This is a genomic window from Pseudomonas siliginis, from assembly GCF_019145195.1.
Taxonomy (GTDB): domain Bacteria; phylum Pseudomonadota; class Gammaproteobacteria; order Pseudomonadales; family Pseudomonadaceae; genus Aquipseudomonas; species Aquipseudomonas siliginis.
Map to the genome: position 1 here is coordinate 98,611 of NZ_JAHSTW010000007.1, position 23,611 is coordinate 122,221.

The 23,611-nt window shown below is 61.1% G+C and carries 16 protein-coding genes; 9 read left to right on the forward strand and 7 right to left on the reverse strand.

Annotation, left to right across the window (positions count from 1 at the left end):
* Window positions 1–199: 199 nt before the first annotated feature.
* From aauS to KVG87_RS15150, 3 genes are read left to right on the forward strand one after another with little or no spacing between them, the layout of a single operon-like run.
* Window positions 200–2,101, forward strand: a complete 1,902-nt coding sequence (aauS, locus tag KVG87_RS15140) for a two-component sensor histidine kinase AauS (protein WP_073473185.1) — start codon at window positions 200–202, stop codon at window positions 2,099–2,101.
* Complete coding sequence (gene aauR / locus KVG87_RS15145) at window positions 2,098–3,423, forward strand: two-component response regulator AauR (protein WP_016773388.1); 1,326 nt, start codon at window positions 2,098–2,100, stop codon at window positions 3,421–3,423. Before aauS ends, aauR begins: the two co-directional genes overlap by 4 nt.
* 8 nt (window positions 3,424–3,431) lie before the next feature.
* Window positions 3,432–3,761, forward strand: a complete 330-nt coding sequence (locus KVG87_RS15150; RefSeq protein ID WP_217851571.1) for a GlpM family protein — start codon at window positions 3,432–3,434, stop codon at window positions 3,759–3,761.
* An 18-nt stretch (window positions 3,762–3,779) separates the two neighbouring features.
* Here KVG87_RS15150 and KVG87_RS15155 read toward each other — a convergent pair whose 3' ends face one another.
* The 3 genes from KVG87_RS15155 to KVG87_RS15165 form a co-directional block, all read right to left on the reverse strand.
* Window positions 3,780–4,688 (reverse strand): hypothetical protein, encoded by a 909-nt coding sequence (locus tag KVG87_RS15155; protein ID WP_122611879.1) that lies wholly within the window; start codon window positions 4,686–4,688, stop codon window positions 3,780–3,782.
* Window positions 4,685–5,380: a hypothetical protein gene (locus tag KVG87_RS15160; protein ID WP_024014168.1), complete on the reverse strand. Its 696-nt coding sequence runs from the start codon at window positions 5,378–5,380 to the stop codon at window positions 4,685–4,687. The genes KVG87_RS15155 and KVG87_RS15160 overlap by 4 nt, the downstream gene beginning before the upstream one ends.
* 107 nt (window positions 5,381–5,487) lie before the next feature.
* Complete coding sequence (locus KVG87_RS15165) at window positions 5,488–6,522, reverse strand: alpha/beta fold hydrolase (RefSeq protein WP_217851391.1); 1,035 nt, start codon at window positions 6,520–6,522, stop codon at window positions 5,488–5,490.
* A 216-nt stretch (window positions 6,523–6,738) separates the two neighbouring features.
* Here KVG87_RS15165 and metR point away from each other — a divergent pair, with 216 nt between their 5' ends.
* The gene (gene metR, locus KVG87_RS15170) at window positions 6,739–7,656 is read left to right on the forward strand and encodes a transcriptional regulator MetR (RefSeq protein WP_217851393.1); all 918 of its coding nucleotides are present in this window, start codon (window positions 6,739–6,741) and stop codon (window positions 7,654–7,656) included.
* Between the two features lie 129 nt (window positions 7,657–7,785).
* On the opposite strand, the gene KVG87_RS15175 is transcribed toward metR, so the two are convergent.
* Genes KVG87_RS15175 through KVG87_RS15185 form a run of 3 tightly spaced genes read right to left on the reverse strand, consistent with a single transcriptional unit; the run spans window position 7,786 to window position 9,381 of the window.
* Window positions 7,786–8,283, reverse strand: coding sequence for a GNAT family N-acetyltransferase (locus KVG87_RS15175; RefSeq protein WP_076564015.1), 498 nt, complete (start codon window positions 8,281–8,283; stop codon window positions 7,786–7,788).
* 1 nt (window position 8,284) lies between these two features.
* Window positions 8,285–8,923 (reverse strand): LysE family translocator, encoded by a 639-nt coding sequence (locus KVG87_RS15180; RefSeq protein ID WP_217851396.1) that lies wholly within the window; start codon window positions 8,921–8,923, stop codon window positions 8,285–8,287.
* 23 nt (window positions 8,924–8,946) lie between these two features.
* Window positions 8,947–9,381, reverse strand: a complete 435-nt coding sequence (locus tag KVG87_RS15185; protein WP_217851398.1) for an NUDIX hydrolase — start codon at window positions 9,379–9,381, stop codon at window positions 8,947–8,949.
* A gap of 214 nt (window positions 9,382–9,595) precedes the next feature.
* Between KVG87_RS15185 and KVG87_RS15190 the strand changes: the two genes are divergently transcribed.
* Complete coding sequence (locus KVG87_RS15190) at window positions 9,596–10,066, forward strand: DUF4234 domain-containing protein (RefSeq protein WP_076564017.1); 471 nt, start codon at window positions 9,596–9,598, stop codon at window positions 10,064–10,066.
* A gap of 275 nt (window positions 10,067–10,341) precedes the next feature.
* Window positions 10,342–11,961 carry an FMN-binding glutamate synthase family protein gene (locus KVG87_RS15195; protein ID WP_217851400.1) on the forward strand — a complete coding sequence of 540 codons (1,620 nt, stop codon included), beginning with the start codon at window positions 10,342–10,344 and terminating at the stop codon, window positions 11,959–11,961.
* A 77-nt stretch (window positions 11,962–12,038) separates the two neighbouring features.
* On the opposite strand, the gene KVG87_RS15200 is transcribed toward KVG87_RS15195, so the two are convergent.
* Window positions 12,039–13,460 carry an amino acid permease gene (locus tag KVG87_RS15200; RefSeq protein WP_076564019.1) on the reverse strand — a complete coding sequence of 474 codons (1,422 nt, stop codon included), beginning with the start codon at window positions 13,458–13,460 and terminating at the stop codon, window positions 12,039–12,041.
* Window positions 13,461–13,932: 472 nt separating this feature from the next.
* On the opposite strand from KVG87_RS15200, the gene KVG87_RS15205 reads away from it, so the two are divergent.
* The 3 genes from KVG87_RS15205 (at window position 13,933) to KVG87_RS15215 (ending at window position 23,540) form a co-directional block, all read left to right on the forward strand.
* The gene (locus KVG87_RS15205; RefSeq protein ID WP_217851402.1) at window positions 13,933–14,391 is read left to right on the forward strand and encodes an REP-associated tyrosine transposase; all 459 of its coding nucleotides are present in this window, start codon (window positions 13,933–13,935) and stop codon (window positions 14,389–14,391) included.
* Window positions 14,392–15,243: 852 nt separating this feature from the next.
* On the forward strand, window positions 15,244–18,363 hold the full coding sequence (locus KVG87_RS15210) for a transglycosylase domain-containing protein (RefSeq protein WP_217851404.1): 3,120 nt from the start codon (window positions 15,244–15,246) through the stop codon (window positions 18,361–18,363).
* Window positions 18,364–18,548: 185 nt separating this feature from the next.
* The gene (locus KVG87_RS15215; protein ID WP_217851406.1) at window positions 18,549–23,540 is read left to right on the forward strand and encodes a dermonecrotic toxin domain-containing protein; all 4,992 of its coding nucleotides are present in this window, start codon (window positions 18,549–18,551) and stop codon (window positions 23,538–23,540) included.
* The last annotated feature ends 71 nt before the right edge of the window (window positions 23,541–23,611 follow it).

The window sequence follows — 23,611 nt, forward strand, 5'->3', positions numbered from 1 at the left end:
GTGCGGGCAGCCTGACAATGACATCCCCTGTGGCGAGGGGATTTATCCCCGTCCGGCTGCGCAGCAGTCGTAAAACCTGTGCATGCGGTCTTTCAGTTAAACCGCAGCGATGGTTTTGGGGCCGCTTCGCGGCCCAACGGGGATAAATCCCCTCGCCACAGGCACAAACAAGTGTTGTGGTTGACCCAAGGCATCTGTGATGAAATGCGACCCCACTCTTTATCGCGCTGCAGAGCCATCACTTGCCGTGAAGCCCCGTCTGATCCGTCATCTGTTCCTGCCGCCACTGATCATCGCCCTGATGGTCGGGCTGGGTTTCATCGGCTTCTGGACCAGTGAACACTTCGGCATCCGCAGCCTCGGCGAGAACGGCCAGCGTCAGCTGGAACTGCACGCCCGCGCGGTCGAAAGCGAGATCAGCAAATACACCTACCTGCCCAGTCTGCTGGAACTCGAAACCAGCGTGCCGCAGTTGCTGGCCGACCCGACCCCGGAGCACCGGCAGACGGTCAACGATTACCTCGAAGGCCTGAACCGCCGCAGCCGCAGCCGCGCCATCTACGTCATGGACACCACCGGCCGGGTCATGGCCACCAGCAACTGGCGCGATGTCGACAGTTATCTGGGTGAGGACCTGTCCTTCCGCGCCTATTTCAAAGACGCCGTGCGCGGCCAGCCCGGGCGTTTCTATGGCATCGGCAGCACCAATGGCGAACCCGGTTACTACCTCGCCCACGGCCTCGAAGAGCACGGCAAGATCATCGGTGTCGCGGTGGTCAAAGTGCGTCTGGAAGCCATGGAAGAACGCTGGCAGCGCGCGCGTCTGGAAGCGTTCGTCAGCGACGAGAACGGCATCATCATTCTGTCCAGCGATCCTGCCAGGCGGCTGAAATCGGTGATCCCGCTCAGCGATGAGGTCAAGGAAAAACTCGCCCGCAGCCTGCAGTACTACTGGTTCCCGCTCAACGAACTGCAACCGCTGGCCCGCGAGACACTGGCCGAAGGCGTGGAGAAACTGACCTTCCCGGCCAACAGCGAATTGCAGCCCGACGAAGACGACATCAGTTATCTGGCGCAAACCCGACTGCTGAGCGACACGCCGTGGAATTTCACCCTGCTCACGCCATTGCAGGACCTGCGCCGCGAAGCCATCAACCAAGGCATCCTGGTGGCGGTGGCGTTTGCCCTGTTCGCCTTCCTGCTGATTGCCTGGAACGAGCGGCGCAAAGTCCTCGCCACCCGCCTCGCCGCCCGCGAAGCGTTGCAGGAAGCCAACAGCCAATTGGAGCGTCGGATTACCGAACGCACCGCCGATCTGCGCGCCAGCAACGAACGCCTGAAGAGTCAGATCCGCGAGCGCCGTCAGGCTGAGGAGACGTTGCGCCGCGCTCAGGATGAACTGGTGCAGGCGGGCAAACTCGCGGCCATCGGCCAGATGTCGACCAGCATCGCCCATGAATTGAACCAGCCGCTGGCGGCCATGCGCACGCTGTCGGGCAACACCGTGCGCTTTCTCGAGCGCGGCCAGCTCGACGTCGCCAGCACCAACCTCAAGACCATCAACGACCTGATCGACCGCATGGGCCGGATCACCGCCAGCCTGCGTTCGTTCGCCCGGCGCGGCGACAACAAGGGTCAGGCCAGTCTCGGCAAAGCCGTCGACGCCGCCTTGCAAGTGCTCGGCGCGCGCGTGGAAAACACCGCGCTGCAGATTCACCGGCAGTTTGCCGATGTGCAATTGCTGATCGATCAGACCCGCCTCGAACAGATCCTCGTCAACCTGATCGGCAACGCCCTCGACGCCATGCACGCGCAACCGCAGCCGCAGCTGTGGCTGGAGGGTGAAGAATTCAACGGCAAGTATCGCTTGCGGGTGCGTGACAACGGCCACGGCATCGACGCCGAAGCGCGCAAGCATCTGTTCGAACCGTTCTTCACCACCAAGCCCGGCGAGCAAGGCCTGGGACTGGGCCTGACCCTGTCCGCCAGCCTCGCCGCCGCTACCGGCGGGCACCTGGGTGTCGAACACCCGGCCGGCGGTGGCACCACTTTCGTCCTCAGTTTACCGTTGGTAAGCCCTACTCCTGCCGAGCCAATATGAACCACGAACTCAGTGTGTTGATTGTCGAAGACGACCCCCATGTGCTGCTCGGCTGCCAACAGGCGCTGACCCTCGAAGACATTCCGTGCATCGGCGTCGGCAGTGCCGAAGAGGCGCTGGCGCAGGTCGGCGACAACTTTGCCGGCATCGTCATCAGCGACATCCGCCTGCCGGGCATCGATGGCCTGGAATTGCTCACCCGCCTCAAGCAGCGTGATCGCAGCCTGCCGGTGGTGCTGATCACCGGCCACGGCGACATTTCCATGGCCGTCGGCGCGATGCAGAAAGGCGCCTACGATTTCATGGAAAAACCGTTCTCGCCGGAACGCTTGGTCGATGTCGCGCGGCGGGCGCTGGAGCAACGCAGCCTCGCCCGCGAGGTTTCCTCGTTGCGTCGGCAACTGGCTGAACGCGACTCCCTTGAAGGGCGGATCATCGGCCGTTCACCAGCGATGCAGAACCTGCGCGAACTGATCGCCAACGTCGCCGACACTTCGGCCAACGTCTTGATCGAAGGCGAGACCGGCACCGGCAAGGAACTGGTCGCCCGTTGCCTGCACGATTTCAGTCGGCGCCACAGCAAACAGTTCGTCGCGCTGAACTGCGGCGGCCTGCCGGAAAACCTTTTTGAAAGCGAGATCTTCGGCCACGAAGCCAATGCCTTCACCGGCGCCGGCAAACGGCGCATCGGCAAGATCGAGCACGCCGACGGCGGCACGCTGTTTCTCGACGAAGTGGAAAGCATGCCGCTGCCGTTGCAGATCAAATTGCTGCGCGTATTGCAGGAGCGCACCCTCGAACGTCTCGGCTCGAACCAGAGTGTGGCAGTGGATTGCCGGGTGATTGCGGCGACCAAATCCGACCTTGATGAGTCGAGCAAGGCCGGCGAGTTTCGCAGCGACTTGTACTACCGCCTCAACGTCGTGACCCTGGAATTGCCACCGCTGCGCGAACGCCGCGAAGACATCCTGCAACTGTTCGAACACTTCACTCAGCAATCGGCGCTGCGCTTCGACCGCGCGCTGCCGGAGCTGGACAACCAGACCCTGTCGAACCTGATGAGCCACGACTGGCCGGGCAACGTGCGCGAACTGCGCAACGTCGCCGAACGCTTCGCCCTCGGCCTGCCGGCCTTCAAGAAGTCCGGGGCCAGCGCCGGCCAGGGTCTGGCGTTTGCCGAAGCGGTGGAAGCGTTCGAGCGCAATCTGCTGGTCGATGCCTTGCAACGCAGCGGTGGCAACCTGACCCAGGCCAGCCAGGAATTGGGCATGGCCAAGACCACGCTGTTCGACAAAGTCAAAAAGTACGGGCTGAGCCACTGATGGATCTGATTCTCAAAGCCGCTATCGGCGCCGCAGTGGTGCTGATCCTCGCGGCACTGTCCAAGACCAGGAACTATTACATCGCCGGCCTGGTGCCGCTGTTCCCGACCTTTGCCCTGATCGCGCATTACATCGTCGGCAAGGGCCGCTCGGTCGACGACCTGAAGACCACGATCGTGTTTGGGATGTGGTCGATCATTCCCTACTTCGTGTACCTGGCGACGTTGTATGTGATGGTCGACCGCATGCGCCTGGAAGCGTCGCTGGCGCTGGCGGCTGTGGCGTGGTTGATAGCGGCGACGGCGCTGGTCAGCGTGTGGGTCCGGCTGCATGCCTGAACCCAGGTGCATCAGCCTCTAGCGACCGTAGACTCGGGCCAGTTGCGCAGACGACAAGGCATCCTCGAACGGCACCGGCACTGACTTCACCGCACCGTAGAGATTGCGGTAGCGCCAGTAGTTGCCGTTCTGCGCCAGTTGATAACCGCGCTCGACCACGCGCTGGCCGTCGAGCACGTAACGCAGGGTTTCCTGCGCGGCGGGCGGTGGCGTCGGTTGCATCAGGTCGGCGCTCAATACGCGCATGGATTCATCAATGCATTCGTCCAGCACGGCGGTGACCTTGGCCAGGTCAAGAGCGCCGTCATCGATGCATTGCTTGCCGCAACGACGGATCGGCTGACTGGCCACTTCGATGCGCATGCGATACAGCGGCGAGCCGGCGATATCCTGCAACTGCACCTGATTGACCAGCACGAAACTGCCGCGATCGGGCGTCAGCATCAGCTTCGGTTCGATCAGCAAGCGTGCCGTGACCGCACCCTCCCCCTGCTTGAATCCGGACACCTGCGACGCCGCCTGAAAACGCTGTTGCAAGCGCTCCTGCAACGGCACGCCAGCAAGCAGGTCGGCCAGCGGCCGCGATTCGTTCAGCGCGGCTTTTTCGGCATCGCGCTGCAACGTACCGGAACCCATTTGCGTGTTGATCAGGCTGGCTACCAGAATCCCCGCCAGCCCGGCGCCCGCGCCGGAGCTCGATACCAGCGTGTAACTGGAATTGGCCGCGTTCACTGCCGCCTTGCTGTCGATCACCGTGCTGGCGCCGACAAACTCCGCCGGCAGTTGCACGTCGACCTTCAGCCCGTGTGCCTGTACATAGCTCATCGCGGCCTGATCCTTGAAACCGGCCTCGGGTGCCGGTTTCTGCGCACAGCCAGGCAACGCCAGCAGCGAGATCGCCGCGAGTGTCAGCGCCAGTCGTTTCATTGTGCGAACGGGGCAATCATTTGCTGACGGCTGTTATCCATCGCCTGATAAAACGCGTTGGACAGGTTGGTGTAGGACGGCTCGTCCCACTCACCTTGCGCGGCTTGCACAGCGGCGAATGGCTGGTACCACAAGAGTTTGTTGTCCGACAGATCGATCACCATGCCCTGGCCGCCGACCTGGGCCATCGGCACGCTGGTGGGCACAATGCTGTAGTAACTGCGGGTGGCACCGGTGGCATAAATCGACACCAGCAACAGACGGTCGATGCCGTGGGCAGCTTTCATCGGCGACAGATCCTTGGTCATGTAGCCCTCGCGGAAATCGACTTCCTTGAAGGTCTTCAGATCGACCTTTTCATCAATGCGCTTGGCCTTGTAGCCCTTGGCTTGCAGCTTGGCGACGATGGCGTCGGGCAGGGTTTCCAGATCGCGCACCTGCCAGGTCTCGACGTTGGCGCTGAGCTTGCTGTTGACGCCGGCATTGATGGCGTAATCGAGGATGCCCTGATTGCCGGTCAGCGCCAGCACCGGCGACGGTACGACGGTAATGGCCACACCGATGGTCGGCTCTTTGGCGTCCCAGAACTGTTTGTCCAGGGCCACCGGCGGTTGCACATGGGCGCAGCCGGTGAGAGTCAGTACGGCGAGCAGAGCCAGTGCGGCCCATTGACGTGTAGCGCGAAAAATCATGGATCAAGTCCCTATGTCTGAAAACGTTCCTGCGCCTTATCGGCAACAACGCGGCAAACAATAGTGGCACATTGATATTTTTTTGGCGACAGGATGCTGGCGCACTCTTACAGCAGATTGTTCGGCGCCGCCGGATCGACCCGAGCCCAATGCGAAGTGTCCTCGCGATGCGCCTGTAAATACGGCAGCACCGCCGCCAGCAACGGCTCCTTGAACGCCTCCTGAAAGCGATGCGCCAGTCCCGGAATCAGTTTCAACTGACTGCCCTGAATGTGCGCCGCCAGATGCACGCCGTGCATCACCGGCAGCAGCGGATCTGCCGTGCCGTGCACCACCAGGGTCGGCACGCGCAGCTGATTGAGCAATGCCACCCGGCTCGGCTCGGCAAGTATCGCCATGATTTGCCGTTTGACGCCTTCGGGGTTGAACGCGCGGTCGTAGGACGCCGCCGCCTGTTGCAACAGCGCTTGGCGATCATCGGTTACCGCCGGGCTACCGAGTGCCGCGAGCAGATCGGCCTGTTGCTCCAGTGCCACTTCGCGATTCGGCGCGCCCCGCCGCGAGAGCAACTGCACCAGCGCCGCACTCGGTGCCGGCAGGCCTTCAGCGCCGGAAGTGGTCATGATCAGCGTCAGGCTTTCCACCCGCTGCGGCGCCATCGCCGCCATGTGCTGGGCGATCATCCCGCCCATGCTCGCGCCCAGCACGTGGAATTGCTCAACCTTCAGCGCCGTCATCAAACCCAGCGCATCGTCGGCCATGTCGGTCAGGCTGTAGGGCGCCGAAACCGGCAAACCGAGTTTGTAGCGCAGCACTTCGAAGGTCAGATTGGCCTCGATCGGCGCTTGCCGCCAGGTCGACAGGCCGACGTCGCGGTTGTCATAACGAATCACCCGAAACCCTTGCTGACACAGCGCGACCACGACTTCGTCCGGCCAGTGAATCAACTGCCCACCCAGGCCCATGACCAGCAACAGCGCCGGGTCCGATGCGCGGCCGATACTTTGATAGGCAAGACTGACCTGCGCCAGCTCGGCGTGCTCGGTCGGCACGTTGACATCGCAGCGCCCGGCTGCAAACGAGCCGGCCCCGAACAAAAGCGCGGCCAACGCGGCCGCGACTGAAAAAACTCTCTTGAACATGAAAAACACCAAAACGCAGCACCCCAGTAGAGCGCGAGTCTGATGAAGTTCGAACAAGCGCGCTGCCACAGTTGCATGACAGTTTGATGAAGAGTGCCGAGCGGTCGACTGTCGAGTGCTCCGCCGGATCCTGGCCTACAGATCGACAAAGCGTGCTCCATGAGACAAACTCACCTTCCACGCATTCGTCACAAGTTTTCTTCATGGAGCCCGCCGGTGCTTGAAATCCGACATCTGAAAACCCTGCATGCCCTGCGCGAGGCCGACAGCCTGGTCGACGCCGCCGACCGTTTGCATCTGACACAGTCAGCACTGTCGCACCAATTCAAAGAGCTGGAAGAGCGCATGGGCATGCAGTTGTTCGTGCGCAAGACCAAACCGGTGCGCTTCACCAGCGCCGGTCTGCGTCTGCTGCAACTGGCCGACGCCACTCTGCCGCTGTTGCGTGCTGCGGAACGGGACATTGGTCGGCTGGCCGGTGGCACCGCCGGGCGTCTGCACATGGCGATCGAATGCCACAGCTGCTTCCAGTGGCTGATGCCGACCATCGACCAGTTCCGCGATGCCTGGCCGGAAGTCGAGCTGGACCTGGCTTCGGGATTTGCTTTCGCCCCGCTGCCGGCGCTGGCGCGCGGCGATCTGGATCTGGTGGTGACCTCCGATCCGCTGGAAATTGCCGGCATCACTTACGTGCCGCTGTTCACTTACGAAGCCATGCTCGCCGTGGCCAATCAGCATGCGCTGGCGGGCAAGCCGTACATCGTTCCCGAAGACTTGTTGACCGAAACGCTGATTACCTACCCGGTGGAACGCGATCGCCTGGACATCTTCACCCGCTTCCTCGAACCGGCCGACATCGAACCTGCGCAGGTGCGCACTTCGGAACTGACGGTGATGATGATGCAACTGGTCGCCAGCGGCCGTGGCGTCTGCGGCATGCCGCACTGGGCGCTGCATGAATACAGCTCGCGCGGCTATGTGAAGGGCAAACGGTTGGGTGAAAAGGGCTTGTTCGCGACGCTGTACGCGGCGATTCGCACGGACATGCTCGACGCGCCGTACATGCGCGATTTCCTCCTGACCGCCAAGGACACCTCGTTTTCGACCCTCGATGGGGTCAGTGCCGTACGCTGATTTTTCCGAGCAAGAGTTCCCCCTGTGGGAGCGAGCCTGCTCGCGAAGCGGTGGATGATTCAGCGATGATGTCGGCTGGACGGACGCCTTCGCGAGCAGGCTCGCTCCCACAAGAATTGTCGTGGTGGGTCAGAGCTGGCGCCACATGTGGATCTTGTCGAAGTAGTCTTCGCCCACCCGCACGGCGAGTGGTTCGAGGCCGTACTGAATGAAGCCGCAACGCTGGTACAACTGAAAAGCCGCTTCATTGCCGGCGGTGACAGTGAGCTGCAGCAGTTTCAGCGCCGGATGCTTTTGCGCCTCGAGCAAAGCCGCTTGGACCAGATCAAACCCTAGACCCTTGCGACGAAAATCCGCCGAAACATACATGCCGAACAGCGTGGCCTTGTGTCGTGCCTTCTCGCGCGGTTCAAAGGCCAGGCCGACAATCCCGGCCAACGTCCCGGCATCGAATGCCCCCAGCACCACATCGAGCTTGCTGGTCAGGCGCCCTTCCCACCAACTCAATGGCATCACCGCGCGTTCGCGCACGCTGGAGGTGAACGCCTGCGGATGCCGGTCGTAGGCTTGCAGCATCAGTTCGCGGTAAGCCAGGGCATGGCTGGCGTCCAGCCGTTCGATCCACATGTCAGGCGGTCCGGCGTTGTTCGAGCATCAGCCGTACGGCAAGGCCACCGAGGACCATGCCCATGAAATAACGCTGCATCGCCAGCCACGTCGGGTTGCGCACAAACCACGAAGCGATGCCCGCGGCGAACAGCGCGATCAACAGATTGACGCTGAAGCTGACGCCGATCTGCGTGAGACCGAGGATGATGCTTTGGGTGAACACCGAGCCGTGCTCAGGGCTGATGAATTGCGGGAACACCGACAGATAGAACACGGCGATTTTCGGGTTCAGGGCGCTGGTGAGAAAGCCCATGGTGATCAGCTTGCGCGACGAGTCCGGCGGCAATTGCTGCGCTTCGAACGGCGAACGCGCGCCGGGTTTCAGCGCTTGCCAGGCCAGCCACAGCAGGTACAGCGCACCGGCCCATTTCAACACTTCATAAGCCATCGGCACGGCCAGAAATACCGCCGTCAAACCCGCCGCCGCGGCGAACATATGCACGAAGAACCCGCCGACCACGCCAAGCAACGAAGTCACCCCCGCGCGGCGTCCCTGACAGATCGAACGCGAGATCAGATAGATCATGTTCGGCCCCGGCGTCAGCACCATTAGCAATGCGGCGGCGGCGAAGATCAGCAGGTCTTGCAGCGGGATCATGGCAAAGTCCTTTGCGGGAATGATCAGGCGAATGCAGTCAGTGAACGGCGATAGAACGGCAGGATGTGCTCGCGTGTCAATGGCGCCAGCTCGAGCGCCGGATCAGTGGCCGGATCGACCCAGATCACCTCTTCGATTTCCGCCGCCGGGCAGACGTCAGTATCGATGGTCAATTGAAAGATTTCCGCATGCACGATGAAGCCTGGTTCGTTGGCGGCGGGGGCGGAGAAGCTGTTGAGGAAAATCGCCTGCGCCGGGTCGATCTGCAGCCCGAGTTCTTCTTCCAGTTCACGGGCCAATGCGTGTACTGGCAACTCGTAGGCTTCAATCTTGCCACCCGGTTGCATGAAGGCCGTGGTGCCGCGCTTGCGCACCAGCAGGGTTTGGCCCTTAGCGTTGAGCAACAGCGCGGCGGCGATATGGATGATGCAGGGCGAAACGGCGGATGTCGGCGTCATGAGTCGAAAAATGCCTTGTGCGAAAAGATCGCAGGATCCCACGCCCGACGCGCCTGCGTCATCAGAAGATCCCTACAAGAAGCATCCGTGATCAGCCTGACTCTGACGACAAGTCCGCCAAAAGGCTCGGAAATTTCCCACTCGCGAATTTGGTAGCGTTATTCATCGCTGCCCGGCAGCCATTCGCTACATCGCCTAAGAGGGAAAACGCTGCATGTCTGACATTTCGACGCTCAAGGAAAAGAACAATCTCAAGACGCTCCATTTCATTCTCCTGACCGTAGTCACCATGGGTCTCTACTCGGTTGTATGGCTGCACAAAACAACAACCGTGGTTGAGGAGGTCACTCAAATCAAGACACTGAGCCAGACCGGTCTGGTCGTTTATCTGGCGCTCTGTGGTATCGGAGGGATCTTTTTCACCGTATCTGATCCGCGGTTCATAGCCACGGGGTATGCGATGACGGTCATTGCCCAGCTCATCGCCATTGCTTGGTGCTTTCGAGTTCGCAGAGCCTTGCGCGCCTACACGCTGACCAAGCACAACTTCGAACCGCGAATGAACCGCTTGTATTCAGTCCTGTTCGCCTTCTATCACATCAATTACTGCATCAACGATATGGCCAGGGCCAAGCACAAACATGACCAGAAACGGCAAACACCTCAGGAATCGGTCGCGGCATAAACAAAAAGGCAATCGTCGATTTCGCGTGCAAGTTCGCTTCCACCTTTCACTGCAATTCCTTGGGCGAGCGTGCTCGCGAAGGCGTTCGTCAATGCCACAAGTTTGCCCACCAGTATTGCTGCATGGCTGCTTCTCGCGTTCAACAGCCAAGTCAACTGGCATCGTAAGCGAGACGGCTCCGATGTAGGCGAGGAGAGGGAAGTCTGCCTGTTCACGGTTCCGTCGTTGGCGCAATATGCCTGCCAGCCACAAACAATCCGAACCAAGGAAACCGTATGAGCCTGTCGCTGCTGAGCCGCTACGCCTTCTTTGCCGTCTGCGTGATTTTCACCCTCGCCAGCCTGCCCTTTCTCGAACATGACTGGCTGTGGCCGATCAGCGCCGTCACCGCTGTGCTGAGCCTGGCCGGCGTGTTCGACTTGTTGCAGACGCGCCATGCAGTGCGCCGCAATTATCCGATTCTGGGCAACATCCGTTATCTGGTCGAAGGCATCCGCCCGGAGATTCGCCAGTACCTGCTCGAGTCCGACAGCGATGCCCTGCCCTTCTCCCGCGCGCAGCGTTCGCTGGTGTACTCGCGAGCGAAAAACGAAACTGCCGACAAACCGTTCGGCACGCTGATCGACGTTTACCAGTCCGGCTTCGAATTCATCGGCCACTCGATGCGCCCCGCGCCGTTGAGTGACCCGAACGGTTTCCGCGTCACTGTCGGGGGTCCGCAGTGCAGGCAGCCGTACTCGGCATCGATCTTCAATATCTCGGCAATGAGCTTCGGCTCGCTCAGTGCCAACGCTATCCGCGCCTTGAACCAGGGCGCCAAACTCGGCAACTTCGCCCACGACACTGGCGAAGGCAGCATCAGCCCGTATCACCGCGAACACGGTGGTGATCTGACCTGGGAACTGGGCAGCGGCTATTTCGGCTGCCGCACCAGCGACGGCCGTTTCGACCCTGAGCGCTTCGCCGTGCAGGCGCAGAATCCGCAAGTGCGCATGATCGAAATCAAGATGAGCCAGGGCGCCAAACCCGGCCACGGCGGCATCCTGCCCAAGCACAAGGTCACCAAAGAAATCGCAGAGACCCGCGGCATCCTGATGGGCGAGGACTGCGTTTCGCCGTCGCGCCACAGTGCGTTTTCCACGCCGATCGAGATGATGCAGTTCATCCAGCAACTGCGCGAACTGTCCGGTGGCAAACCAGTCGGCTTCAAATTCTGCCTCGGCCATCCGTGGGAGTTCATGGGCATTGCCAAGGCCATGCTGGAAACCGGCATCCTTCCCGACTTTATCGTCGTCGATGGCAAGGAAGGCGGCACTGGCGCAGCCCCTGTCGAGTTCACCGACCACATCGGCGTGCCGATGCGCGAAGGCCTGCTGTTCGTGCACAACACGCTGGTCGGCCTCAACCTGCGCGACAAGATCAAACTCGGCGCGAGCGGCAAGATCGTCAGCGCCTTCGACATCGCCAGTGTGCTGGCCATCGGCGCCGACTGGGCCAACTCGGCGCGCGGCTTCATGTTCGCCATCGGCTGCATCCAGTCGCAGTCGTGCCACACCAACAAATGCCCGACCGGCGTCGCCACCCAGGACGCCCTGCGCCAGCGCGCTCTGGTGGTCCCAGACAAAGCCCAGCGCGTCTACAACTTCCATCGCAGCACGCTCAAAGCGCTGGCGGAAATGCTCGCGGCGGCCGGGCTTGAGCATCCGTCGCAACTGTCGGCCAAGCATTTGGTACGACGCATGTCGGCGACCGAGATCAAACTGTTCTCTCAGCTGCATGTATTTCTGAAACCGGGGGAATTGCTTACCGGCGAAGTGAATGGCGAGTTCTATTCGCGGATGTGGCAGATGGCGCGGGCGGACAGTTTTGAGCCGCAGGAAGTGGTAGCGGCGTAAGACTGGCGATCAGCTCGCGCGAACCAAAAAAGCCCCGATCTTGCGACCGGGGCTTTGTTTTTTTCAGCGGCTGGAACTTACGAAATCGAACGCACCGCGTCTTGCGAAACCTGATTCGGCTGCAACTTGAACACGTAAAACAACACCGTCAGCAATACCAGAAACGCTGGCCCGACATACAGCGCCACGCGGGTATCCGGGAAGTACGCCATCAGGCCGACCACCAGTACCAGAAACGCCAGTGCGAAGTACGAGCTGACCGGGTACAGCCACATCTTGTACTTGAGCCCGGCACGTTCGCTGGCGCTCAGGCCTTTGCGGAATTTCAGCTGGGCGAGGAGGATCATCACCCAGGTCCAGATCGCACCGAAGGTGGCGATCGAGGTGACCCAGACGAAGACTTTTTCCGGTACCAGATAGTTGAGCATTACGCCCAGCAGCAACACCGCGATCGACAGCAGCAGTGCCCGGCGTGGCACACCGTTGTTCGAGGTCTTGGCGAAGCCCGCCGGGGCCTGGCCGTTCTGCGCCAGGCTGTAGAGCATGCGCCCGGTGCTGAAGATGCCACCGTTGCACGACGACAGCGCCGCAGTAATCACCACGAAGTTGATGATGCCCGCAGCGGTCTTGATGCCCAGACGCTCGAAGGTCATCACGAAGGGGCTGCCCTGGGTGCCGATTTCATTCCACGGGTAGATCGACAGGATTACGAACAGCGCGCCGACGTAGAACAGCAGGATCCGCCAGAACACCGAGCCGATCGCATCGGGAATGGTCTTCTGTGGGTTTTTCGCTTCGCCGGCGGTGAGGCCGATCATCTCGACGCCGAGGTAGGCGAACATGACCATTTGCAGTGACATCAGCACACCGGTCACGCCGTTGGGCATGAAACCGCCGTGCGCCCATAGATTGGAAATGCCCAGCGCCACGCCATCGTTACCGAAACCGAAAGCGATGATGCCGACGCCGCCAATGACCATGGCGATGATGGTGACGATCTTGATCAGGGCGAACCAGAATTCGAATTCGCCGAAGGCTTTGACTGCGATCAGGTTGATCGAGCCCATGCTGATCAGCGCTGCCAAGGCCCAGATCCAGCGCGGCACATCGGGGAACCAGATGCCCATGTACACGGCCACGGCGGTGATTTCCGCGACGCAGGTCACCAGCCACAGAAACCAGTAGTTCCAGCCGGTGAGAAAGCCGGCCAGCGGACCGAGATAATCCTGCGCGTAGCGGCTGAACGAACCGGCCACCGGGTTATGCACGGCCATTTCACCGAGGGCGCGCATGATCACCAGGATCGCCAGACCGCCAAGGATGTAAGAGAGCATGATCGCCGGACCGGCCATCTGGATGGCTTTGGCCGAACCGAGAAACAGACCGACGCCGATACAGGCACCGAGCGCCATCAGGCGGATATGCCGTTCGCCGAGTTCACGTTTGAGCGGACCGCCCGAAGCGGTGTCGCCGTGCGGCAGAGGATTGCCAACTGGCATAGGGGTACAACCTCGTCTTGTTATTGGATATGACCACCGGGTTTCGAAGCGTCGGCCGATAGGCCTTGGCTGGGCAGGAAACCGCGTCGGCTTCGTGGGCAGACGCGTCTTGCAGGGCGGGCCTGAAAGATCAGCGGGGCGTGCAGTATAAAAAGCTCAGGGCAGGATTTTTCACTCTAAAAGTCACAACATTCAGCGACAACTCTCGGCAATAGTGGGTTCCGCGGAGAGGCATTACCTGCATTACGTAGGAAAAGTCGCCACTGAAAAAGCCGCGAAGTATTGCACAGCCTTGGTGCAGCGTCATGTTTCAGCCCTGGGGCATTTGATCCACTGTGTGATGTCTCGCCTCGCTTGATCACGGATAAATCGCCCCACGGATTCAGAAATTTCGCTCAACAGTTGCAGCGCCGACCGGGGCGGCCAACCACTAACCTTTGAAAAAGCCAGGAGCACATGCAAGGAAGCTCACATGCCCGTTCGTCCCAACTCCCACCGTCTGCGCCAAGGTCGTTTTTCGGAAAACGGTCGCGCCTACTTCATCACCTCTGTCATCCACGAACGCCAGCCTGTATTTGCAGATTGGCAGACAGGCCGATTACTGGTCGCCGAACTGCGCCGGGCTCATGAGCAAGGAGTCGCGCAATCCATCGCCTGGGTTGTCATGCCTGACCACTTTCATTGGCTGATGCAATTGCAACGCGGCTCACTTGGCGAAGTCATTGGCGGTGTAAAGGCTCGCTGTACGCATGCGGTTAACAGACAAACCGGACGTCACGGACCGCTGTGGCAAACCGGCTACCATGACCGAGCGATCCGTGACGGCGAGGACCTGGAGCCCATCGCCCGCTATATCATCAATAATCCATTGCGAGCCGGGCTGGTCGATAACCTCGCTGATTACCCGCTTTGGGATACCTGCTGGCTCTGAGCGCAACAGCTCTATGGATAAGTGCATCTATTGTGGCGAGGGGATTTATCCCCGCTCGGCTGCGTAGCAGGCGCAACTTCCCCACACGCGGTGTGCCTGTAGAAACCGTGCTGGCAGGTTTTGGGGCTGCTTTGCAGCCCAGCGGGGATAAATCCCCTCGCCACAGGGAGTCCCCGCATGACTGCGCAGCAGTCGCAACTTGCTGACACGCGGTGTGCCTGTAGAAACCGTGCTGGCAGGTTTTGGGGCTGCTTTGCAGCCCAACGGGGATGAATCCCCTCGCCACAGGGAATCCCTGCAAGACTGACAAATCTGCTAGCCACAGGGAGTCCATCGCTCGCACAGACACATCATGGGGATGTGAACAGCATCCTTGTGGCGAGGGGATTTATCCCCGCTCGGCTGCGCAGCAGGCGCAACTTGCTCACATGCGGTGTGCCTGTAGAAACCGTGGTGGCAGGTTTTGGGGCTGCTTTGCAGCCCAACGGGGATGAATCCCCTCGCCACAGGGAGTCCCTGCAAGACTGATAAATCTGCTAGCCATCTAAATCCATCGCTCGCACAGACACATCATGAGGATGTGAACAGCATCCTTGTGGCGAGGGGATTTATCCCCGCTCGGCTGCGTAGCAGGCGCAACTTGCTCACATGCGCTGTGCCTGTAGAAACCGTGCTGGCAGGTTTTGGGGCTGCTTTGCAGCCCAGCGGGGATAAATCCCCTCGCCACAGTGTTCGTTTCAGTTTTATTCAGACAAGCCGTCTCCACCGCTCTGCACATTTTCTTCACCGGCTCCAACCACCGTCTAAGCTTCAGACAAGTCCGATCAATCTGCGTGAATGGATCAGTCGACTATGGGCGCTTTGTGGCAAACCGATTCGAGTAAAACCGTGGTTCAGACTGAAAGTGTGAATGAAGCGCCTGTCCCTGAAAAACCCCGTCGTCAGCGGCACGGGTGGAAGGCTTTCTGGTTGCTGTTTTTGATCATTGCGGTGGTGGTGGGGCTCGCCGCGTCCAAGGAAATGCGCACTTCGCGCTTTCAGGCGCGGGAGCTGAGCCAGTACGCCGCTTCGCTGACCTACAAACTTGAACCCGGCCCCAGCGAAGCGATTCGTTATCCGGGCAACGGCCCATTCGATCTGCGCCTGGGTTACAGCTCTCTGGACGAATTCCTCCCGCGCCTGCTCAAGCGCAATTACGTGATCACCGAGCAGACGCGCTTCTCCCCCGCCCTGCTCGGTTACACCGACAAAGGCCTGTTCGTTCCGTATTCGGAAAAGATCCAGGCCGGGTTGTCGATCACCGACTGCCGAGGCGCGCCGCTGTATCGATACAACTATCCGCAGCAACTGTATGCCGACTTCGCGGCGATTCCGCCGGTGGTGGTCAGCAGCCTGCTGTTCATCGAAAACCGCTTTCTCCTCGACCCGAAACAGCCGCTGTCCAACCCGGCGGTGGACTGGCCGCGCTTCGGCATGGCCGCGTGGTCGCAAGTGGCGAAGTTGCTGCACCTGCCCGGGCAATCGGCCGGCGGCAGTACCCTGGCGACGCAGCTGGAAAAGTATCGCCATTCGCCCGACGGCCTCACCGTGTCGGGCGCGGAGAAGATCCGCCAGATGATTTCCGCCAGCGTGCGCGCCTATCAGGATGGCCCGCAGACCCTCGGTTCGCGGCAGAACATCGTGCGCGACTACCTCAACAGCGTGCCGCTCTCGGCGGTGCCCGGCCACGGTGAAGTGCACGGCATGGCCGAAGGTTTGCGGGTCTGGTACGGCAGTGATTTCAACAAGGCCAACGAGCAACTGAACAGCCCGAAGACCGACCCGCAGACCATGGCCGCCAAAGGCCTGGCCTTGCGTGAAATGCTCTCGCTGATGATCGCCCAGCGCCGTCCTTCGCATTACCTGACCAAGGGCCGCGAGGAATTGGCCAGCCTCACCGACAGCCACCTGCGCCTGCTCAAGCAGAACGGTGTGATCGACAGCGCCCTTGCTGACGCTGCGCTGGCGAGCACCGTGTCTTATCGCGACTGGCAGACCCAGCCAACGATGCAGCCGATTGAAACCAACAAGGGCATCAGCGTCGCCCGCAGTCGTCTGGCGAGCATGCTCAACCGTCCGCTGTACGACCTCGATCGCCTCGACCTGTCGGCCACCAGCACCCTGCAGGGCGATCTGCAAACGCAGGCCACGGCTTATCTGAAAAAACTTGCCGACCCGGCCTACGCAGCAGAGATCGGTCTGCTCGGCGAACGCTTGCTGACGCCGACCAGCACCACGCAAGTACGCTACAGCTTTACCCTGTTCGAACTGACCCCGGACGGCTCGCGGGTGCGCGTGCAGACCGACAGCACTGATCAACCGTTCGACATCAACGAAGGCAGCAAGCTTGAACTCGGCTCGACGGCGAAAATGCGTGTGCTGACCACGTACCTGCAAATCGTCGCCGAGCTGCACGACAAATACGGCGCGATGAGCGGGCCAGAACTGAAAAAAGTCGAAGTGCCCGATCAGGATCGCCTCAGCCGCTGGGTCATCGACTACCTGATCCAGAACAAGGATCACGACCTGTCGAAGCTGCTCGGCGCCGCGCTGGATCGCAAATATTCAGCGAGCCCGGGCGAGGCGTTTTTCACCGGCGGCGGCCTGCACAGATTCAACAACTTCCGCAAAGAGGACAACGGTCGCCTGCCGACCCTGCGCGATTCGCTGCGCGAGTCGATCAACCTGCCATTCATTCGCCTGATGCGCGACATCGTCCGTTACACCACCTACTCAGGCCCCAACGGCGAATTGCTCAAGGATGACCGCGATCCGCGCCGTCAGGAATACCTGGCCAGTTTCGCCGACCGCGAAGGCACCTCGTTCCTGCTCAAATTCTGGAAAAAGTACAAGAACAAGGACACCCAGGCGCGCCTGGAAACCTTCCTCGACAGCATCCGCCCGACGCCGATCCGCATGGCGGCGGTGCATCGCTATCTGCTGCCGGAGGCCGGTCAGGAAGACTTCAACCGCTTCGTGCGCTCGCACCTCAAGGGCACCAAGCTCAACGAAAAACTCACTGACGACCGTCTGATCCGCCTCTACGATTCCTATGGCCCCGGCAGTTACGATTTGCCTGATCAGGGTTTCATCGCCAAGGTGCATCCGCTGGACCTGTGGATGATGGGTTATCTGCTGCATCACCCGGAAGCGACCTTCAGCGAGATCGTCAAGGCCAGCCATTTCGAACGCCAGGAAGTCTACAGCTGGCTGTTCAAGAGCCGGCACAAAGGCGCGCGCGACAGCCGCATTCGCACCATGCTCGAGATCGAAGCGTTCCTCGACATTCATCAGCGCTGGCAGAAAGTCGGCTACCCGTTCGATCACCTCGTGCCGTCACTGGCCACGGCCATCGGCAGTTCCGGCGACCGTCCCGCCGCGCTCGCCGAGCTGATCGGCACCATTCTCAATGACGGCGTACGCATGCCGACGCTGCGCATCGACAGCCTGCACTTCGCCGCCGATACGCCCTACGAAACCAGACTGGTCAACGACCCGCACGTAGGCAAACGCGTGATGCCGGTGGAAGTGGCCCGGGCCATGCGCGAGGCGCTGTCGCAAGTGGTCGACGCCGGTACTGCCAAACGGCTGTCCGGCAGTTTCAAATTGCCCGACGGCACACCGCTGGCCATGGGCGGCAAGACCGGCACCGGCGACAACCGCATTGCGGCGATCGGCTCCGGCGGGCGGATCATCAGTTCGAAGTCGATCAACCGCACGGCGACCTTTGTGTTCTACATCGGCGACCACCATTTCGGCACCCTCACCGCGTTCGTCCCGGGGCGCTCGGCGGAGAACTTCAAGTTCACCTCGGCCCTGCCCACGCAAGTGCTCAAGGGCATGGCGCCGATTCTCACGCCGTATCTGCAACCGGGCAGCGACTCACAGTGCCAACCGCCACAGGCGCCCGTGGTGGCATCGGCGCTGCACTGACCGAACGTGGCCTGCACGTTGCGCCAAAGGATATCGGCACGAAGGTGGTATTGGTGCATTGTTCCGATTCGAATTCCTGTCGCATCGCTGAGGCGATCACACGTTTGGCTCCCGATCTTTGAACTTTTGTTTTGCCCTGCCGCCGGTACGCTGATCATTCCTCAAACAATCAAGGATGATTGGCCATGTCTGACTCCCCTCAGCCTGCCGCAGCCGCCGACAAAGGCCGGCATTACGCGTTCATCGAATCGGCTGTCAGCGCGCCGTTCAAAGCCGCGACGCTCAGCCGCAGCCTGGCACTCGCCGCCACGCCACTGAAGCGCGAACCCTGGTACAGCGCACCCGGTACGTTTGCCAGCCGACTCGCCGCCGCCAATCTCAAGGCCTGGGACTCGCAGAACAAGGTCGATCATCTGCTGGCCAGAACCGACCTGTACGCCTTCGCCGAGCCGCTGCTCAAAGCAAGGATCAAGCAATGCCATGGCATCGAGCCGGACGTCAGGAAGACCTGGCTGCGCCTGTACATTCCCGCCAGCAGTCCCTGGTATGCAATCGACGTGGTCGACGGCTCGACGACCCGTACGGTCTCACTGCTCGACGCCGCTCTGCACAACTTTGCCGCCAACGAGACGGTCGGCGCAGGCTCGGACTACATCAGCCAGCCTGATGCGCGCGGCCACTTCGACGTATTGCCGCTCAAAAACCAAATGCCCATCAGCCAGTTCCAGACACTGTGTCGCGACCTCGACCTGGGCGGGCAATATGCCAGGCACTTGCATGGCTACTTGCTGCCCGGCGAAGCGCTGGCCGAGAGCCTTTTGCAATACAAGATTGGCACCAGCCTCAAAGACGCCCTCGCCGTCGCGGCGCACATCGCCTTGCTCAAGGCAGAGATCCAGTACGACACCTTCAGGATGGTGCTCAGCTTCAGCACAGAGGAAAACCCGCGCTTGCGTCTCAACAACCGTTCGATTCGCTGCAATGACCTGTCCATGCTCGGTACCCGCCTGACCGGCATTCTGTTGCTGATGCACGGCCACCCCGACAGTCGTGGGGTTCGACGCCTGATCGTCTACGTGCCGCACGATCCTGATCATCCACTCAAGGAGTACGAGTCGCTGGCTGCGTTTCGTGACGAACTGACTCGCCAGTTGCGCGAAGACCGCCTGAGCGCCTCGACCGGGCAGACCTACCGGCAATTCTTCAGCCAGTTCGTCGATCAGCAGCAACGTGGGCATTTCTTTGCCGAACTCGAACAGCGCTTGTTCGTCGTCCGCCATCACGAACGCGAGCAGAGCACCGACCAACGCCCGGTGTGGCGCAAGGACCCGGTGGAAAAGCCCAGGTTGCAGTTCACGCGCTTGCCGTTGCAAGGCGATTACTGGCGGCACGTCTATCAGCAGAAACTCAACAAGATCATCAATGATGCGCGGCAAATCGCTGTCTCGACCGCCGATGCCGACAGCAACGCACGCTGGGCATGGTGGGACAACTTCAAGCGGATCGTCTCGGACATTTTCAACGTCGCCCTGCTGATTGCCACGCCTTTTGTGCCTGGTCTGGGCGAGGTGATGATGGCCTATACCGCCTATCAACTGACCAGCGATGTGATTGAAGGCATCGTCGATCTGGCCGAAGGCGTCTGGGAGGAAGCTGCCGGACATGTCATCAGTGTGGTGACCGATGTCATTCAACTGGCGGCGTTCGGCGCCGGCGCGCAGATTGGCGAAACGTTGCGGATAAAACTCTCACCGCAGGTCGATGCCATGCAACAGGTCAAATTGCCCGACGGCAAACCAAGCCTGTGGCATCGCGACCTCAGCCCTTATGCACGTGACGAACTGAGCCTGGCAGCGCAATCGAAGCCCGATCAACACGGTCTGCATCAACATGCCAGCGCCAGCGTCCTGCCGCTGGAGGGCAAGCTCTATGTGGTGGAAAAAGCCTCCGCCGATGCCACCAGCAAAACTCACCGGATCAAACATCCGAATCGAGAAAATGCCTACCAGCCACGGATCGAACACAACGGTCACGGCGCCTGGCTGCATGAAGCAGAATCGCCAGGCGACTGGCCCGACGCCCGGCTGATGCCTCGCCTGGGTCACAGCGTCGAGCGCTTTACGCCTGTGCAACTGGAGGATATCCGGCGCAGCAGCGGCACCAGCCACGATGAACTGCGTCGCATGCACAGCGACAACAGCCCGCCACCGCCGCTGCTGGCCGACACGGTCAGGCGCGTCAATGCATACGAGGATGTCATCGAGGCTGCGCAGAACCTGCGTAACGGCAAACCGATCGATGCCGATGCGGTATGGCTGGAGCCGATGCTGACCAGCCTGCCGGGCTGGCCGCCGCGACGCGCGCTGGAGGTTTTCGCGCGTCAGGACCTGACCGGCTACTCGCATAAATACGGCAACCCGCTGGCGTCCGAAGCCGACACGTTGCGTATCAGCCAGGCTGATCTCAACGCCGGACATTTGCCCGAGCGGGTCGCCGGGTTCCTGCGCGACGACGAGTTCAATCATCTGCTCGGCCCGAAGGTCACTGCCGAGCAACGGGTCGAGGTCCTGCGCGGTCAACTGGCCGACGCGCTCAATGAGCAGCGCAGCGCCGTCGCCCGCCATCTGTACCAGGCCGGGCAGCGCAACGGCCACGCCGACATTGCCGTAATCAGACAGTCGTTTCCGGATCTGCCGTTGCCCTTGGCCGAGACGGTTCTGAGCCAGGCTCGTGCTGCCGAACGGCAACGCATCAGCGACGAACAGCACTTGCCGCTACGCCTGAAGAATCAGGCCCGGGAGCTGGATTTCGAGGCGTCGGCCAGTCGCGCGTACGACGGTTTTTATCGGGACGATCTGATGACCGAACAGACCGAACGCCTGGCGCTCAATACGCTGAAAATCCACACCGACACCTTTGCCGACCTGCGCATCGAGGTGTTCGATGGCAGTCCGCACGGTCCGTTGCGCTGCAGTGTCGGGCCGCAGGACGCCAGCACCGTAAGGCAACTGCTCAGGCGTGGCGAAGGCCGTTATGAAGTGCGCGACGCCAAGGGTCAGGTGCTGCATGACAGTAGCGATTTCCACGAAGCCATCCTGCGCGCCGTACCACTCGAAACGCTGGCGAGTACCGGTTATCAGCGCGGTCAGGGCCGCGCCTTGAAACTGTGGATCATGGAACAGTGCGCCCCGCCAGCCGAACGCCGTATTGCTCTGGCGCAACCGCCGATCCGAACGGTCGCCCCCCGCGAGACGGAGATTCTTCTACGCGGCTGGCCCTGGGCGGCAAAAACCCCGGAACAGCGGCTCAGACAGTTGTACCCGAAACTGAACGACAGAGAGATCGCGGGTTTCCTGATGACGCTGGAAAAAAAGGGCAACAGCGAACGCGCCATCGCCGCCCTTGAGCGCGAGCGCGAAGTGCTCGACAACGCCCTCGACAGCTGGCGCAGCAGTTACACCCCCGTCATTGAAGACAACGGGGAGCTGATCGCGCTGCCAACGGATTTCGTCCGCGAGGGCGGCCTGTATATCGAGCAGCAGTTGAGGAAGTGCTTCAAACGCGAGAGCGAACGGCCCGGCGCACGCAATCCCCATCCGGAACACGGCTATACGCTGGACCTTTCAGCCGAACTGCCGCTACCGAACCTTGAGTCATGGTGGCGCGACTTGCGACGGCGTCCCGGGATGCAGCAATACTTCGACCGGATTACCGGACTGAACATCACCAACGTTGCGCTTTCAACCACACCGGACAGCCTGCTGGCGAGTTTCCCGAATCTGCGGCAATTGAGCGCCCAACGCTGCGGTTTCAAGGAGGTGCCGGCTGCCCTCGGGAAAATGCATCAGTTGCAGACGCTGGATCTGTCGCACAACAGCATTGAACTGACCTATGACTCAAGCACGCGCCTGAGCAATCTCACCCGCCTGCACAGCCTGAATCTCAATGGCAACAACCTGCGTGTGCCGCCGGATATCGGGCGCATGGAGCAACTGGTGGAACTGAACCTGGTCAATACGCGCATTCGCGATTGGCCGGCGGGATGGCTTGAAGTCGATGGACAGATACGGCAGCGCCCGAAAGGCTTCTACCTGGACATGCGAGACAATCCGCTGGACACCCTGCCCCGGGTCGAACCCGGTAGCGATCAGGCGCGCCTGCTGGCTCGCGCACGGATCAGTGTTGCCGAATTCGACAGTGACCAGTTGCGGCGTCTTGGCGAGTATCGCCAGTCGGTAGGGTTGAGCGTCGTGCCCGGTTATTCATCCGCCGCCGCCGATGAGCTTGATTACTGGAAGTTGATGCCCGCCAATGCGGATCCGTCCCACCCCTCCTCGGCCTTCAGCCGATACCGCGAGCAGTCCTGGCATGACCTGATGGCCGAGCCTGATTCCGCCGGCTTTTTCAGCGTGATCCGCAAGCAACGCGAATCCGCCGACTATGGGACTGACGCGGGGCGGCGGAATTTGACCGCACGGGTCTGGGACATGGTCGATGCGGCGGCGCTCGACGAACATCTGCGCAAAAAGCTCTTCGAGCAGAACGTGTCTGCACAGGACTGCGCTGATCTGGGCCAGCAGCTGTTCAATTCACTGGGGCTCAAAGTCCTGGTATCCAAGGCCTACAACGAATCGGCATCGGCCTCGCAGCTGGAAGACAGACTCGTGCGTCTGGCGCGCAGCGCGGCGCGCCTTGATCGGGTCAGCGATGAGGCCGCCATGGAGGTCAGTCGCCAGCAGCAGCAACACCTGATTGATCCGCGCCTGCCGGCGCCGGACGAAATTCAGATTCATCGGGCGTTCGAAGCGGGCCTGGGCGAGCGTCTGGAATTGCCCTGGCAAGCGGAGGGCGTGCCTGTGCAGCCTCGGGCCGGGGTCACCGAGGAAAAGCTCAACGCTGCCTACCAGAGAATCATCCAGCGCGAACAGGGGGACGGCCTGGTCAACGGCATGATCGATCTCTATACCGATCCTTTCTGGGAGGATTACCTGCGCAATACCTATCCTGACCGTTATCAGGAGAATCTGCGCCTGTTCGAAGAACAATCCCGTCAGCTCGACAGCCAAGTGTTCAGCAACGACCGGGAGTACAGGAAGCTGGCCGACAAAATCAGCTACGAGCGCAACGAGCTATCCCGCGCATTGAGTCGCGAAGCCCTCGACAGGGCCGGACTCTGAAACCATCACACGGCATTCGGCGAGCGTTTCCGGCTGGCCGAATCTGCGCGGCGGACCTGCGTCGTGCGAGC

Excerpts from the sequence above, each read along its gene's own strand:
- aauS (WP_073473185.1), top strand. The coding sequence starts at position 200 with ATGAAATGCGACCCCACTCTTTATCGCGCTGCAGAGCCATCACTTGCC.
- aauR (WP_016773388.1), top strand. The coding sequence starts at position 2,098 with ATGAACCACGAACTCAGTGTGTTGATTGTCGAAGACGACCCCCATGTG.
- KVG87_RS15155 (WP_122611879.1), bottom strand. The coding sequence starts at position 4,688 with ATGAAACGACTGGCGCTGACACTCGCGGCGATCTCGCTGCTGGCGTTG.
- KVG87_RS15160 (WP_024014168.1), bottom strand. The coding sequence starts at position 5,380 with ATGATTTTTCGCGCTACACGTCAATGGGCCGCACTGGCTCTGCTCGCC.
- KVG87_RS15165 (WP_217851391.1), bottom strand. The coding sequence starts at position 6,522 with ATGTTCAAGAGAGTTTTTTCAGTCGCGGCCGCGTTGGCCGCGCTTTTG.
- KVG87_RS15175 (WP_076564015.1), bottom strand. The coding sequence starts at position 8,283 with ATGTGGATCGAACGGCTGGACGCCAGCCATGCCCTGGCTTACCGCGAA.
- KVG87_RS15180 (WP_217851396.1), bottom strand. The coding sequence starts at position 8,923 with ATGATCCCGCTGCAAGACCTGCTGATCTTCGCCGCCGCCGCATTGCTA.
- KVG87_RS15185 (WP_217851398.1), bottom strand. The coding sequence starts at position 9,381 with ATGACGCCGACATCCGCCGTTTCGCCCTGCATCATCCATATCGCCGCC.
- KVG87_RS15190 (WP_076564017.1), top strand. The coding sequence starts at position 9,596 with ATGTCTGACATTTCGACGCTCAAGGAAAAGAACAATCTCAAGACGCTC.
- KVG87_RS15195 (WP_217851400.1), top strand. The coding sequence starts at position 10,342 with ATGAGCCTGTCGCTGCTGAGCCGCTACGCCTTCTTTGCCGTCTGCGTG.
- KVG87_RS15200 (WP_076564019.1), bottom strand. The coding sequence starts at position 13,460 with ATGCCAGTTGGCAATCCTCTGCCGCACGGCGACACCGCTTCGGGCGGT.
- KVG87_RS15205 (WP_217851402.1), top strand. The coding sequence starts at position 13,933 with ATGCCCGTTCGTCCCAACTCCCACCGTCTGCGCCAAGGTCGTTTTTCG.
- KVG87_RS15210 (WP_217851404.1), top strand. The coding sequence starts at position 15,244 with ATGGGCGCTTTGTGGCAAACCGATTCGAGTAAAACCGTGGTTCAGACT.
- KVG87_RS15215 (WP_217851406.1), top strand. The coding sequence starts at position 18,549 with ATGTCTGACTCCCCTCAGCCTGCCGCAGCCGCCGACAAAGGCCGGCAT.